We start from the raw sequence: 13,811 nt of genomic DNA, 5'->3' as shown, positions 1-13,811 counted from the left end.
TGTTTGGACATTTAAATTTATGAGAACAATTTTAATATATGGTAATTGTCAGAGTGGAAATATTTCACGCATACTCAATTCAGTTTGTGAGGATGTGAATATTCACACACTAACGCAAGTTCAAAGAATCGATAAACTTGATTATTTTGAGGAAATCATTCCATATATTGAAGAGGCAGATTATATCATTACTCAAAATATATTAGATGTTGAAAAAACACCTTTTAAACGCATTATTCCATATATGAAAAAAGATGCACAAGTCATTTTTTTTGATTCTTTATATAATATAATGTATCATCCAGAACTAATAACGACTAATGAAATCCAAGGTTTATTGATGGGTAAAGTACATGATATTAATATTATTCAAGCTTTTACAAATCATATATCTTTAAAAGATTTTTTAAAAAATGATCCATTTGAAAGAAGTTCATTTTATTCTAAAGATATATATAAAAAAATGTTTGAAACTTCTGTCAATCAATTACAAAACAGACAAAAAAAGTTATTTCAAAAAATTGATGAACAAACTGCTATAAAAATCTCCCATATCGATATAGTACCCTTTATAAAAAATATATATGAAAGTACTCAAGGTGTATACCACTGGGGAGATCAAAATCATCCAAGATTACCAGTATTTATATATCTTGTTGAAGAGTTAATGAAAATGATGAATTTGCAATGTAGTGATGCTATAGAAAAACAGTTTAATATTGAAACTTTTAGTGGTATACACCGTCCATTATATAAATCAGCAATTGAAACATTTGATATTATGGATGCCAATAGAATGTACATATTTGGACAAGAGAAATTCAGTAGAAAAGAATATGTAGAGTTTGCATATGAAAGTTATGCAAACGAAGACAAAACAAAACTAAAGCTTCTTCTTGAGCAAAAGGGATAATAGTTTTAATGCTGAGTTAAAGGAACATACGTTAGTGTTCTGCAGCCGTATATATTATAAAGGATTTAAATAATGGATACATTAAGATTTCGTATCTTATATTATATTTTTGATTGTTTTGGAATTGTAATTAGTATGCCTAGTAATGCTGAATTATATACATCGTATTTGATGGCAAACAACTTCAAAAGAAAATTAAGAAATTTATTTTCAATAAAAAAAATTCACAAAAATTTTCTATTTAGATTTACGCTCCCAGATGATGAAAATAGTATAAATTTATTCAAACTACAGCTGACAATGGATTTTTATAAAGATATGTATTTTAGTTCATATGATGAATTTTTTGCTCTATACCATTTTATGAAAAACAATATAGCTCGAGAAAATATGACGATAGTTGATTTAGGTGGAGGGATGGGTAGATCATCTGTCTTTTTTAATAATTTGTTTCGTTGGTCGAAAAATAAAATATATTTAGTAGATAAAAGTATTACAGTAAATGAAATTAGTGAATCATTTATAGATGGAGAGAGACAATTAAAAGAAACTAGAACAAATTATCACCATAATATGAATATTCAAGACAGTGCATATACTAACAAAGAAGCAATGCTTAATTTTGTTCAAAAAAATAATACGCATAATCTTGAGTTTATCGATTATGATGATTTTACGGATATGGAGTTTGATTTTGACTTGCTATATTCATTCCATTGTGTCGGTTACCATTTTAGTATTAAAGAGTCTATAGAGAAGCTCAATATACTAAAAAAAGCAAAAAAAGGAGCATATTTGATTTATGGTGTTAGAAGAAGTTGTTCAGATATTGATAACTATGAAATACCTAAAACCATTGGAGATGATTTCCAATTTGTTAAAATTTTCAGAGGAAAACACAGACAAAACTTTCTAGTTTTTCAAAAAATAACGTAAAGATTATTTGCTTTAATGTTTTTGCAATAACTCATCTAGATTAACTCGAGGGAGAATTTCTAGTTTGCCACCACGTGTGGCATTACATATTTTGATGTTATTTTTTTCTCCATATTCTTTTAATTTGAGAAAAGCATTTGTTAAACCTTCCATATTTGGAGCATTCCATTTTTCACCCTCTTTTCTATAATCTTTATGAAAATGATTGCTTTCTCCCTCACAAGTTAATACTCTTGATACTTCCAAATCAGATTTTTCTGGTAGTTGAAAATTGAAATCCATTCCAATAAAATAAAGTTCTTTTATCCCCATATATACTGCCATCTGTGCCATTGCATATACAACAGTATTTCCTTTAGCTATACCAGTAAATGGGTTTGTATTAAAGACTGGTAGAGGAGTTGTACTTGAACCACGTGCAATATTGAAATACAGAGCATTTTCTATTTGAGGGTTTTCATATAACATATCAATAGAAAAAAATTTTATCAAGTTTAATTTTTCTATATGATGATGATTTTGTTTATACACGAGATTATCGATGACAAAATAATATGTGGGTCTCCATTGAGTTTCACTAAAAGCTAGATAAATTTTATTTGCAGCAAATGTAATTTCATTTTTTAAAAGATTTAAGTCATTTACAGTTAAACTTGGACCATTTCCGATAATAAATGCCCGTGTAGTTTGTTGTATATACTTGTTCCGATAACGTCGTAAGTCTAAAAAATTTTTATACCCTAAAAAGAAAAATTGTTGACCATATTTAATATAAAAATTTAGATATATCAGATAGAGTTTATAAAAAAACTTATTGAAAGTTATAAAACTTTTTTGAGATTTTAAGAGATTGATGTGAGTATGTGCAAAGCCTATTTTGGAAGATCTTGTATAGTTTAATAGATTTGTATAAATTTCTAGATAATAATTTGGCGAAAGGATAACAATATAATCAAAATCTAGATTTTTTATCTGGTTGGGTTTGAGACAATTCTCATCATCTTTATAAGCATCTATGTATGTAATTTTGTTACAACCTATCGCTCGAAGGTTTTTTGCAAATTGTTTTGATAGATCATTATAAGGTGTCAATAAAATATTTTTTTCTAGCAACTTTTTGAGAGTCGACATCAGACTTTCCTTTTGTTCGTGATAGAAGTGTTGAATATATCTTCAATATTTTTTAGCTTGAACACATCTAATTTTGTTTTGCGAGATAGATTGATAATTTCAATACTGTTTGTATGTGCTATGGTAGCTAAATTTTGAAAAACCTTTTGTTGAATATGTAGATTTGGAGCATTCCATTTTTCACCTTTAGTCCTATAGTTCGTAACAAAATGATTGTTTTCACCATTATAGATAAAATTTTGTCTTCCATCTTCATTAAGTTCACAAAGATTAGATACATTGAAATTAAAATCTATCCCTAAAAGATAAATTTGTTTTATCCCCATATATATTGCCATTTGAATCATGGAGTATATTACGGTACTTCCCCAGTAAAAATTTTTAGGAGAATTACCAAACTGAGGAAAATTTTTTTTGTAAGGAGAAAAATTAAGACGATAATATATTGCATCTTTAATTGGTGGAGCATATCTTTTTGTATATGTAGGAAAAAACTTTTTTAGTTTAATTTGTGATAGGTGCTCATAATTTTGTTGAAAAACAAGATCGTCTTCAACAAAATAATAAGTAGGTCTCCAAGAAGTTTTTTCAAATGCTAAATAGATTTTATTTGCTGCGAAGGTGATTTCATTTTGAAGTAATTCTAAATCACTGATAGATAAACTAGGACCATTTCCTATGATAAAAGCTCTTTCATGTTTATGTAGATTATGAAGTTTTTGTAATTGTTTTGCATTTCTCCCGAAATAGAGTTCAAAATCTATTTTTTTATTTTGTATAGTTGGTACATTTGTTTTTCGTAAAATTTTATAAAGATATAAATTTTGTGTAAGTAGGTTCTTCTGGGGTATATAAAAATATATTTTATTTTTAGGGATATTTAATGCGATATATTCTTTATATATCTCTTGAAAATATTCTGTAGCACAAATGATTACTTTATCGTACTCTTGTTGTAAAAGTTGTTGAGGGTTGATGATGTTTTCTGCCTGAGCAGATTTGTCAACATATCCAAGAAAAACAAAAGAGTGTTTTTCTTGTAAAGATTTACTAAAAGTAATATTGTTGTCATTATATGGGGCTAGAAAAATTTTTTCATTCATAAACAACTAGCCCTTTTTTATGATTTATTATAGCTATATGTTGTTGGGTCGTTTTTAAATACTGAATGATAGTATCTGTAATATCATTAGCAAAAACTGCACTTGCTACAATCACTACATCATTTTTTTCAAATATTATCTCATTAAGAGATAAAACATCAAAATCTAAAAATTTAAATGAATGAATTTGTGCTTTTGTATCAATGATAGCTTTAATTTGAAGCTCTTGCATAATAGTATGTGTTAGTAACTCTGTAGCAAATTGTCCAGCTCCATAGATATAAATATTATTGTATTTTGGCAGTTCTTCAAATGTTTTTATAATAGAATTAATTGCAACATTATTCACACTTTTTATGTTAAATCCATTAACTTTGGAGATAAATCCTGGTTCTATCAGTGTGATTGTCCCATTGATCCAAGTTATCTCATCTATTTTATATGAAAGATCATTTTTACTATTTAAATAAGATTCGTAAACTCCAAGCTCTTTTATACTTTGTATATCTTGATTTTTGATGATTTTTTGTTTTGAATTTTCATATGATCCCTCGTCATAAAAAAGTTCTCCAAGAAAGTGAGCTTCTTTAGATGTAGGAAAATCGATAATTCTTGCAAGCATTTTCAATAAGCTTTCACGAGTAAAAAGCTTTTGACCTATATTATATTCTTTTGCAATTGTGAAAAAGCTGTTGACACCATTATCAAAACTTTCTATGATATTTGAAAAATCTTTATCTTGCATCTCTATAGTAGTTGTTTGCGGAGATATAGTTCCATCTTCATTTTCTTGATAGCAAAGTGTTGTTTGATGATTTCCATTGAGAAGAATCTCTATAAACTCAGGAGTTCTTCGTATAGTTTCGATCAAGTTTTTTGTAGTAGAGGTATAAGGAAAGAAAGTAAAAACTTTATCATGCAACATAGTTTTAAAACCTGATTCATGCATATATAAAAGTACATTGAGTTGGTTTGGTATCTCCATAGCATTTTTTATGTTTTGTAAGATACTCCCTGTCCCACCAAACTCAACAAGAAGAGATTTTTGTGAAAAATTGAGTGAAGAAAGATATTTTTGAAATAGAAGTTTTTCGGATTTGATGTTTTTTTGTATCTCAGAGATACGTGTATTTAAATCACTTGCAATAATATTGACAAAGGACTCCCCATGAAAAACAATTTTACTAGCATCTTTGATAAGAGTGTTTTGATTAGACGCAATGATTTTATCATGTATAGGGAGTTTCAAAATAGCATACAGGTCTGCAACTTTTAATTTTCTATAAAAAAATAAGTTTATCCCCTCAGTAAATATTTTTTTTTGATCAAGTGAAGGAAGAAGTGTAGATTTTCTAGATGCATAAATAAGATTAAGTTCTTTATCTCGTGTTATTTGTTGCAGTGCATTATAAAAGGTCCTTCCCTCTCTCATAATTGTATTGATTTGAGTAACATCATGTTTTTTGGCAAGTTCATTAATCCAATGACTAAACTCCCATAATAAAGGACCAAAAATGGAAGCACCTAAATTAAAAAAGAATTTTTGTTTTTTATCTTCATAAGGATTGACAATAGAGCTTAAAATTCTTACATTATGCATAGGTGTTAAACTATTTTGCATGTAATTTGATTCAAAGAGTAAACTTTGTTTTAATTGTTCATCAATACAGTAGTGCAAAGTATGGATACCATATTGTTTTGCTTTGGCAACATCATTAGATGGATTGTCTCCAATGTGCAATAGTTGTACATAAGTGATATTTTCATTTTTTACTATATGTTCATACATAGAGCCATTTGCTTTTGTTGCATTACATTCACAAGATATATAAAATTTATCCATAAAAGTTTGTGTATCAAGATTAGAAGGGATAATTTTTTGTAGTTGAGGTTTTGAGAGATACATATCTGAGGTAAAAATTATATTTTTATTATGTAATGTAGCAAGTTCAATCCAGTGAAGAATTTGTTGATTAAAAAAGATATTTTCAGATTCATACAATAATTCAATGTCAATAATGGCAGATATTTGTTCTTTTAGAAGTGGCAATTGTTCATAAATTTCATAAATTGTGACCTCTTCTTTAAAAGAGTATTTTTGTCGTGCACTCTGTTCAGCTTCAATGCGTAATTGTGTAAATGTCTCAGAAGACTCAAAAATATCAAGGACATATTGAGAGTTGCCTACAAGTTTAAAAATATCAGTTGCAAGAGCAACTTTTCTAAATAATAAAGTTTCAAAAAGATCAAAAGAAATTGTTGTAATGGTTGGATCTTTTAGAAAAAGTAAGTATTGTTTTTCAAGAAGACTTGAGCTATAGAGTTGTTTAATTACAGACATATAAAACCTATCTGTTGTATTGTCTTATCAAAGCTTTCATCCACTGATGATTATTTCTATAGTGTGGTGCCGAGATGAAATGTCCATCAACCACTACATCTTCATCAACGTAATTACATCCTGCATTGATAAGATCATCTTTCATCCCTTTATAGCATGTTGCAGTTTTACCTTGCATGATTTTTGCAGAGATTGTTGTCCATGAACCATGACATGTTGTAGCGATAAGTTTTTTTGCATTATCCATATCTTTGATAAATGTTAAAACATCTTCTACTTGACGGACACGATCAGGTCCCTCATGCCCACCTGGAAGTACTACTATGTCAAAATTTTCAGCTTTGAGTTCACTACAAAGAATAGTTGGCTGTACAGTTTGTCCAAGTTTTCCCTGAACTGGTTTATCTCCAGCAACAGCAACTTCTACCTTAATATTTTCCTCTTGTAGTCTATAGTAAGGATAGGTAAACTCACTATCTTCAAAACCTTGACCAACAATGATAACTGCTTTAGACATTAGGCATCTCCTTTTGTGATAGAATGATTATAACCATCTTCATCTTTTGAGATAATTAGAACTATAGAACTCTGTTCACAGTCCTGCGGTGAAATTTCATTTAATTTTTGTATCTTTCCTATAAAAAGTGACTTGGAAAGGAAGGCTATTAAGCTATTTGATGGGTATTGTTTGAGATCTTCAATAGTGGATATCGTTACAATCTCTAACTGAATGTCATTGATCTTTTTATTATTATTTTTTTGAAGTGCTAGTGTTAAATTATTCACTTGATTATAGTGGTGCTTATCTTCATACTCTAGTCCTTGTCGCCCATAAGTATCATCTATACGAGCAAGATCAAATTTATTGACAGGTGTCTCTATCTCTAGGAGTGTTGCACCCTCTTGAGTAGTTGCGACACTTTGATGAAAAACTTTTTTATGAAGAAAAATGCTCTCAAGTGGTTGTAGTATATGTTTGGTGTTAAGTGTATTACATGCAATTTCACCCTCTAAACATACCAATGAGGTGTCTTTATTGATATGGCAATGCATAGAGGTATTGTGTTTATAACTGATGTTTAAAATCCAGATGGCGCACAGATCACTTTCATACAAGAGGTACTCACTCCCCCATGGTTTATTGACTATTAAATCAGTAAAATCTATATCGCATAACTTATCACTGTATTGAATGTTGTCTAAAGCATTTTGATCTTGTGCTGAGAGTTTTACAGAGTGTTTAGTTTGAGACATTTTCTATCTTTATTTGAATTGTATCTTGTGCTTGTTTCAAAATCTCCTGTGCTTTTTGGAGTGTATTTGCAGTAGTGATTATGAAAAGAACTCTTGCAGCGCAGTCAGTATAGTTGCGTACATACTCACCTACATTTTTTGCAACTATAATCTCTTCAACACCCTCGATATTTTTTGCATCTTCAAGACCATTGATTGCTGTAATTTTTCCACTTTTTGGCCATAGAGAACCTGTTGTACCAAATTTATGAAGTGTGTCTTGTAAGAGTGTTTTTTCAAATGGTTTTTGAATAGCTGTTAAAATAGCAGCTTTGAGTATATTTTTTCCTGTACTTCTAGGGACAAGGTATTGACAATCAAAGCCACCAGAGTGTCTGACAGTCAGTTCTATCACTCTTGGACCATCAGCTGTATAGATAGTATCGAGTTTAACAGCTCCTGCTTCTATATTTAAATCTTTTGCTAAATTTTCTGCCAATATATATAGCTCTTCTTGTTGTGTTCGTGAAAGTTGTGTTGGGTGTTGTAAACCAAGTTCAATTGGATAGTCATTTTCAAAGGTAAAAAGACGATCAGTTATAAAACCTCTATGGAAGTTTGAATCTATATCTACTAAACACTCTACAGTTTGCTCTACACCTTGCCACATCTGCTCAACAAGAACAATTTTATATTTTTGAAGATTTTGTTTGATGAATGTTATAAGTTCATCAGAGTAGTTTGAAAATATTTTCATATCACGACTACCACAATTGTTTGTAGGTTTCACGATCACTGGAAAATGGAGTGTTTGCAGTTTTTCTTCAATTTTATCTAAATCTTGAATGATGAGAAATTGAGGTGTTGGATAACCAAGCTCTTGTAATTTTAAACGAAATTGATCCTTATTTTTTACAAGTAATGCAGTCCTTAGGTTTACCCCTTTTAGACCTAACTCTTGATTCATAGCGGCCATAGTTTCTGGTGCATCTATACCAGCTGCAAGTACACCTGAGATATTGAGTTTACAATCACGAAGGTAGTTTAGATGCGCTTCTATATCAAAAACATCAAGTTCAAGAAAAATATCTGAGAGCTCTTTTGCAGGGCAGTTTGGATTATAGTCGCTGACAATGGTTTTAAGACCAATTTTTTGCGCTTCTCTAATGAGTGGAATTTGTAAAAAACCACCACCAATTACCCATAAATATTTTTCATTCATTTTAACTCTTCTAGTATTTTTTTTGCTAAAAAGTATTTGCTAAATTTCAATTTTAAGCGTTCATATATTGCATGTGTTTGTACATATTTGATCTTTTGAGTAAGGCTTGTTTTATCAATATCATTTTGATGTAAAGAGGTAAAAATTTTGTTTTTTTCTAAATAATCAACAATAGATTGTTGATTGTCAGCTACTTGAATGTTGATAAACATTTTTTTCAAAGCCATCACTTCAAAAAGAGTCCCACCACTTGCACAAATAATCAAATTTTGTTTTGCTAAAACTTTGGCAACACTCTTTAAATCGACAAGAAGAGTTATATCTTTACTCGATTCTAAGCTTTTAATATGTGGGTTTACTGAGGTTGTGAGAATACTTATCTGATATTTTGCATTAATCTTTTTAAGAATTTTTGCAATCTTTAGTGAAAGGTTTTTAGTATCATTACCACCTAACATAATAGCGATATTGTTGTGTGCTTTCGTAGCTTTGTATTTTCTAAAAAATTCATCTCTGAGTATTGTGTATTTAGCACCGCAAAAAAGCTTTGTAGTTTTTGGTAGTAGATTGTTATAAAAGGATTTATCTATGTGAAAACCATGATTTAAAACAATGTTTGCATGGTGTTGATTAAATGTATCATCAAATGCTAAAACTTTAGCTTTGGTATGGTGTAGCAGTTTTTTTTCAAATAGAGCATCAATTTTATAGGAGTCTAAAATGACAAGGTCAAAGTTTTTTTTATTGGTTAATTTGATGAGTTCGGTTACTTTATTTGAAGAAAGAGGGTGAATGCTAAAACCCTCTTTGAGTATCTTTTTATTGATATTTCCTTTTAAGTTCCGTACAGCAAATACAAGCTCAATGCTCCCATTTAATTCATGAAATCGTTTTGCGAGGGTGAGAGAACGCATAACATGCCCAAGACCAATTTTTGCAGAAGAATCGGTGCGAAATAATATTTTTAAAGGTTTATTTTTCAAAACGCTCGCCAAATTTATAATTTTTTTGTGCAACGCTACCTAAAATATCTTTGAGAAATTTTGGGTGCATACCATACCCAGGGCGTACACTTCTAAGGTTTTGCTCTGTAAAGCGTTCCCCTTTTTTTATATCTTTTGCCACATATATACTTCTGGCATAGTTACGACTGTTTTGTTTTGAAGGCGTCATACTATAATCAACTTTTCCAAGTAATTGCTCAGTTTGACGTACTTTTTCTACCATATCTTTAAACTCAATTGCATTCATAGAAAACTCACTATCAGCTCCGCCAATACTCTTATCTATTATGAAATGTTTTTCAATTACTTTTGCACCTAGTGCAACAGCGGTGATAGGTGCTACACTTCCAAGAGTATGATCTGAAAACCCAGCAATAACATCAAAACGGGAGTTGAGGTCTGGAATTGTTAGAAGATTGGCATCTTTGAGTGGTGCTGGGTACTCACTTGTACATTTGAGCAAAATGATTTGTTCATTGCCTACTTTCTTACATATCTCTACTACTTCTGATATCTCATTCTCTAGAGCTATTCCAGTTGAGATTATGATAGGTTTGCCTTGTTTTGCAGTGTATTCAATCAAGTCATAATCTGTAATCTCATAAGACGCTATTTTGTATGCAGGGGGGTCAAACTGTTTTAAAAAATCTACAGCAGATTTATCAAAGGGTGTTGAAAAAATATCTATACCAATCTCTTTTGCATAGGCAAATAAATCTTTATGCCATTGCCAAGGGGTATATGCTTTTTTATAGAGATCGTAAAGGTTTTCTCCATCCCAGAGATTACTCCCTTTGACGATAAAATCATCCTCGTGGCAATCAAGTGTTAAGGTGTCTGCTGTATATGTTTGCAATTTAACTGCATTCACTCCAGCATCTTTTGCTGCTTTTATAGTGTCAATAGCTGTTTGCAAGGAGCCGTTATGATTGGCAGACATTTCAGCAATGATATAAACGCCATCTTTTTCAAGATCAAAACTGCCTATTTTCAAGACTCTCCCTTCTTAAGTTTTCTCTGCACTACCTCATACATAATCTCAGCCATCTCCCAATCTTCAAGGGTATCAATATCTTGAACCATATATCTTGGCAATATTATAGGGATACTATCGGACCCAAAGGCTATATCTTTAGCTTTGTTTGTGAGGTTCTCAAAGTAAAAAGCACCAGCATCTTGATACGCAACTTCGAGGTCCTGACTTCTGCTTGTAAAAAACTCAGGGGTAAACATTTCACATCTGTTTTCTGGTGTAATTTTAAATGTTCTTTGGATTGGAAAAGGTATAGATGTAACGCTAAATGCCATATGTGCATCAGAATTTTGTAGTGTTTTTAAGCCCTCTTGAAGATACGCTGGTGTCAATAAAGGTGCAGTTGCATAGAGTGTACAGCAATACTCAAAAGTGATACCTTGATTTTTGTAAAACTCTAAAGCATGTTCTACAACAGCACCAGTTGCTGTAAAGTCATCACTTAACTCTTTTGGACGGATAAAGGGGACTTGGGCACCATATTCTCTAGCAGTTTTGGCAATCTCTTCATCATCTGTAGAAACTATGATTTTATCAAAAAGATTACTGTTTTTAGCAGTTTCGATACTATAGGCAATGAGTGGTTTTCCAAAAAAGTCTTTTATATTTTTTCTTGGTACTCTTTTACTTCCACCCCTTGCAGGTATAATCGCTATAACAGACATTAGAATGTGCATCCTCGGTAAGAAAATTTTTCTAACACTTCTAAAACAGTATCTGCAACATATTTTGCATCCTCCATATTCATGGAATGATTACATGGTATGGAGATTTCACTTTTATAAAAATCGTTTGCTACATCTAAGACAAACTCACCAAACTTTTCTTTATAAAAACTATTTTGATAAATTGGTTTATAATGCACTTGTACACCGAGCCCCTTAGTTTGTAACTCTTGAAAAATTTCTTCTTTAACGCAGTGAAGTTCTGGATTTAAAATAAGTGGGTAAAGATGTCTAGAACTTTTTTGATATGGTTCTATTTTTTGTGTCAAAAAAAGTTTACAATCTTGAAATCTTTGGTCGTAATAGGAAGCTATTTCATTTCTTGTCTTTACAAAGCGATCAAGTTTTTTTAGCTGTGAGATACCAAGTGCAGCAGCAACTTCTGTAAGGCGAAAATTATAACCCATCGCTACCATATCAGAGTTCCATAATTGTTTTTTTACAACTCCATGTGATCGAAAAAGTTTTAGTTTTTCAGCGATGATTGGATCGTTTGTAACAACAGCACCCCCTTCACTTGTTGTAATAGGTTTGATCGCATGAAAACTAAAAATGGTTGCATCTGCAAAAGAGCCTACTTTTTCTTCACTTATACTTGAACCAAGTGCATGTGAAGCATCTTGAAGAACTAAAAGATTGTGTTTTTTCGCAATCTCTTTAATTTTTTCAATCTCTACAGGCTTTCCCCCAAAATCTACAGGAACTATCGCTTTTGTTTTGGGTGTAATAAGTGCTTCAATCTTGTTTTCATCGATGTTGCCATCAAGTTTCACATCACACCAGATCGGTTTTGCACCAAGTGTAACAAACATATTGGATGTAGCGACAAAACTTATAGGGGTTGTTATGATCTCGTCATTATCTTGAATTTCATAGACACTGTAAAGGGCTTGTAGTGCAGAAGTGGCAGAGTTAAATGTTATCGCATATTGTGAGTTTGTATAGTTGCATAGAGCTTGTTCAAACTCTGCTACTTTAGGTCCTTGTGCTAAAAAATCACTTTTGAGTGTTTGAACTACAGCTTCAATATCATCATCTTCAATCAATTGTGAAGAGTAACTTAGCATCAATCTTCCCCTTTTTTAGAGAGGAAAATTTTTTCTAGAAGTTCAGAGGCACTGAGCCAGATAGTATTGTTTTTTGAATTGTATTCAAAACCAGTTGGAACATTTTTTCCTTTTTCTTGAAGATTATTTGTAAAGTAGTCTATCTTTTCACTAAAAGTGATACTTGGTTGAATAACATAATGATCGTCAAACTCTAAAGTGAGATGGGAATCATCTTGTGGACACATCACCTCATGCAGTTTTTCCCCTGGACGTATCCCTATTATCTTTTGTGGAAGTTTAGGTGCTAAAGCTTTTGCCATATCAGTCATTTTCATTGAAGGGATTTTTGGTACAAATATCTCTCCCCCTTGCATTCGTTCGAGACTTTTTAAAACAAAAGCAGCAGCTTCTGGCAATGTAATCCAAAAACGCGTCATATTTGGTTCTGTAATCGGCAGCTCCGTAGCACCTTCATGAAGTAGTTTTTGAAAAAATGGGATTACTGAGCCACGAGAAGCAAGAACATTTCCATAACGCACTACAGAAAATTTGATGGCATGATCCCCTCTGATGTTGTTTGCAGCTACAAATAATTTATCGGAAACTAATTTTGAAGCACCATAAAGATTAGCAGGTGAAGCAGCTTTATCTGTTGAGAGTGCTATTGTAGAAGGTACACCATTATCTATACAAGCATCTATAACGTTTTGTGCCCCCATAACATTTGTTTTGATACACTCCATTGGATTATATTCTGCTATTGGAACATGCTTTAAAGCAGCTGCATGGATTACGATATCTACATCTTTCATAGCTTTTTGAAGTCTTTGTAGATCACGTACATCACCTATAAAATAACGCATACAAGATTCATTAAAAGTTTGTGCCATTTCAAACTGTTTTAATTCATCTCTGGAAAAGATAATAATTTTTTTTGGTTTGTAGTTTGCTAAAACAGTTTGAACAAATTGTTTGCCAAAACTACCAGTACCACCAGTGATAAGGATATTTTTTCCATTAAGCATCTGCAACCTTTATTTCAAAACTATATTATAGTAGCAAAAACAATATCATAGAATACTAAAAAAATAATATAAATTGTCGATTTGGAGTTAAGAAAC

At 31.2% G+C, this 13,811-nt stretch carries 13 protein-coding genes; 2 read left to right on the top strand and 11 right to left on the bottom strand.

From position 1 onward, the window contains the following. The first annotated feature begins 19 nt into the window (after nucleotides 1-19). Both ACQY56_RS01415 and ACQY56_RS01410 read left to right on the top strand, forming a co-directional pair. The gene (locus ACQY56_RS01415; RefSeq protein ID WP_428738518.1) at nucleotides 20-913 is read left to right on the top strand and encodes a WcbI family polysaccharide biosynthesis putative acetyltransferase; all 894 of its coding nucleotides are present in this window, start codon (nucleotides 20-22) and stop codon (nucleotides 911-913) included. Nucleotides 914-985: 72 nt separating this feature from the next. Continuing rightward, on the top strand, nucleotides 986-1,849 hold the full coding sequence (locus ACQY56_RS01410; protein ID WP_428738517.1) for a hypothetical protein: 864 nt from the start codon (nucleotides 986-988) through the stop codon (nucleotides 1,847-1,849). A gap of 12 nt (nucleotides 1,850-1,861) precedes the next feature. Here the strand turns inward: ACQY56_RS01410 and ACQY56_RS01405 are convergent, their stop codons facing one another. Genes ACQY56_RS01405 through pseB form a run of 11 tightly spaced genes read right to left on the bottom strand, consistent with a single transcriptional unit; the run spans nucleotide 1,862 to nucleotide 13,715 of the window. Further along, entirely contained in the window at nucleotides 1,862-2,980 is a 1,119-nt protein-coding gene (locus ACQY56_RS01405; protein ID WP_428738516.1) for a 6-hydroxymethylpterin diphosphokinase MptE-like protein, read from the bottom strand. Continuing rightward, nucleotides 2,980-4,083: a 6-hydroxymethylpterin diphosphokinase MptE-like protein gene (locus ACQY56_RS01400; protein WP_428738515.1), complete on the bottom strand. Its 1,104-nt coding sequence runs from the start codon at nucleotides 4,081-4,083 to the stop codon at nucleotides 2,980-2,982. The genes ACQY56_RS01405 and ACQY56_RS01400 overlap by 1 nt, the downstream gene beginning before the upstream one ends. Further along, nucleotides 4,076-6,424, bottom strand: coding sequence for a hypothetical protein (locus ACQY56_RS01395; RefSeq protein WP_428738514.1), 2,349 nt, complete (start codon nucleotides 6,422-6,424; stop codon nucleotides 4,076-4,078). Before ACQY56_RS01395 ends, ACQY56_RS01400 begins: the two co-directional genes overlap by 8 nt. 7 nt (nucleotides 6,425-6,431) lie before the next feature. After that, nucleotides 6,432-6,941, bottom strand: a complete 510-nt coding sequence (locus tag ACQY56_RS01390) for a type 1 glutamine amidotransferase domain-containing protein (protein WP_428738513.1) — start codon at nucleotides 6,939-6,941, stop codon at nucleotides 6,432-6,434. Continuing rightward, nucleotides 6,941-7,678 (bottom strand): hypothetical protein, encoded by a 738-nt coding sequence (locus ACQY56_RS01385; protein ID WP_428738512.1) that lies wholly within the window; start codon nucleotides 7,676-7,678, stop codon nucleotides 6,941-6,943. Before ACQY56_RS01385 ends, ACQY56_RS01390 begins: the two co-directional genes overlap by 1 nt. After that, a complete protein-coding gene (locus ACQY56_RS01380; RefSeq protein ID WP_428738511.1) occupies nucleotides 7,665-8,879 on the bottom strand; it encodes an ATP-grasp domain-containing protein in 1,215 nt (404 codons plus the stop codon). Before ACQY56_RS01380 ends, ACQY56_RS01385 begins: the two co-directional genes overlap by 14 nt. Beyond that, nucleotides 8,876-9,862 (bottom strand): UDP-2,4-diacetamido-2,4,6-trideoxy-beta-L-altropyranose hydrolase, encoded by a 987-nt coding sequence (gene pseG, locus ACQY56_RS01375; protein ID WP_428738510.1) that lies wholly within the window; start codon nucleotides 9,860-9,862, stop codon nucleotides 8,876-8,878. The genes ACQY56_RS01380 and pseG overlap by 4 nt, the downstream gene beginning before the upstream one ends. Beyond that, nucleotides 9,852-10,877, bottom strand: a complete 1,026-nt coding sequence (gene pseI / locus ACQY56_RS01370) for a pseudaminic acid synthase (protein WP_428738509.1) — start codon at nucleotides 10,875-10,877, stop codon at nucleotides 9,852-9,854. The genes pseG and pseI overlap by 11 nt, the downstream gene beginning before the upstream one ends. Continuing rightward, a complete protein-coding gene (pseF, locus tag ACQY56_RS01365; protein ID WP_428738508.1) occupies nucleotides 10,874-11,581 on the bottom strand; it encodes a pseudaminic acid cytidylyltransferase in 708 nt (235 codons plus the stop codon). The genes pseI and pseF overlap by 4 nt, the downstream gene beginning before the upstream one ends. Beyond that, a complete protein-coding gene (pseC, locus tag ACQY56_RS01360) occupies nucleotides 11,581-12,708 on the bottom strand; it encodes a UDP-4-amino-4,6-dideoxy-N-acetyl-beta-L-altrosamine transaminase (RefSeq protein WP_428738507.1) in 1,128 nt (375 codons plus the stop codon). The genes pseF and pseC overlap by 1 nt, the downstream gene beginning before the upstream one ends. Next, nucleotides 12,708-13,715 (bottom strand): UDP-N-acetylglucosamine 4,6-dehydratase (inverting), encoded by a 1,008-nt coding sequence (gene pseB, locus ACQY56_RS01355; RefSeq protein ID WP_428738506.1) that lies wholly within the window; start codon nucleotides 13,713-13,715, stop codon nucleotides 12,708-12,710. Before pseB ends, pseC begins: the two co-directional genes overlap by 1 nt. Nucleotides 13,716-13,811 lie beyond the last annotated feature (96 nt).

It is taken from the genome of Sulfurimonas sp. (assembly GCF_050296975.1).
In the GTDB taxonomy this organism is placed as follows: Bacteria; Campylobacterota; Campylobacteria; order Campylobacterales; family Sulfurimonadaceae; genus Sulfurimonas.
This window is presented reverse-complemented; position numbering and strand designations above follow the sequence as displayed.

What these genes read in the sequence shown, in the direction of transcription:
- ACQY56_RS01400 (WP_428738515.1), bottom strand. Translation starts at nt 4,083, where the DNA reads ATGAATGAAAAAATTTTTCTAGCCCCATATAATGACAACAATATTACT.
- ACQY56_RS01395 (WP_428738514.1), bottom strand. Translation starts at nt 6,424, where the DNA reads ATGTCTGTAATTAAACAACTCTATAGCTCAAGTCTTCTTGAAAAACAA.
- ACQY56_RS01390 (WP_428738513.1), bottom strand. Translation starts at nt 6,941, where the DNA reads ATGTCTAAAGCAGTTATCATTGTTGGTCAAGGTTTTGAAGATAGTGAG.
- ACQY56_RS01405 (WP_428738516.1), bottom strand. Translation starts at nt 2,980, where the DNA reads ATGTCGACTCTCAAAAAGTTGCTAGAAAAAAATATTTTATTGACACCT.
- pseB (WP_428738506.1), bottom strand. Translation starts at nt 13,715, where the DNA reads ATGCTTAATGGAAAAAATATCCTTATCACTGGTGGTACTGGTAGTTTT.
- pseF (WP_428738508.1), bottom strand. Translation starts at nt 11,581, where the DNA reads ATGTCTGTTATAGCGATTATACCTGCAAGGGGTGGAAGTAAAAGAGTA.
- ACQY56_RS01410 (WP_428738517.1), top strand. Translation starts at nt 986, where the DNA reads ATGGATACATTAAGATTTCGTATCTTATATTATATTTTTGATTGTTTT.
- ACQY56_RS01415 (WP_428738518.1), top strand. Translation starts at nt 20, where the DNA reads ATGAGAACAATTTTAATATATGGTAATTGTCAGAGTGGAAATATTTCA.
- ACQY56_RS01385 (WP_428738512.1), bottom strand. Translation starts at nt 7,678, where the DNA reads ATGTCTCAAACTAAACACTCTGTAAAACTCTCAGCACAAGATCAAAAT.
- ACQY56_RS01380 (WP_428738511.1), bottom strand. Translation starts at nt 8,879, where the DNA reads ATGAATGAAAAATATTTATGGGTAATTGGTGGTGGTTTTTTACAAATT.
- pseC (WP_428738507.1), bottom strand. Translation starts at nt 12,708, where the DNA reads ATGCTAAGTTACTCTTCACAATTGATTGAAGATGATGATATTGAAGCT.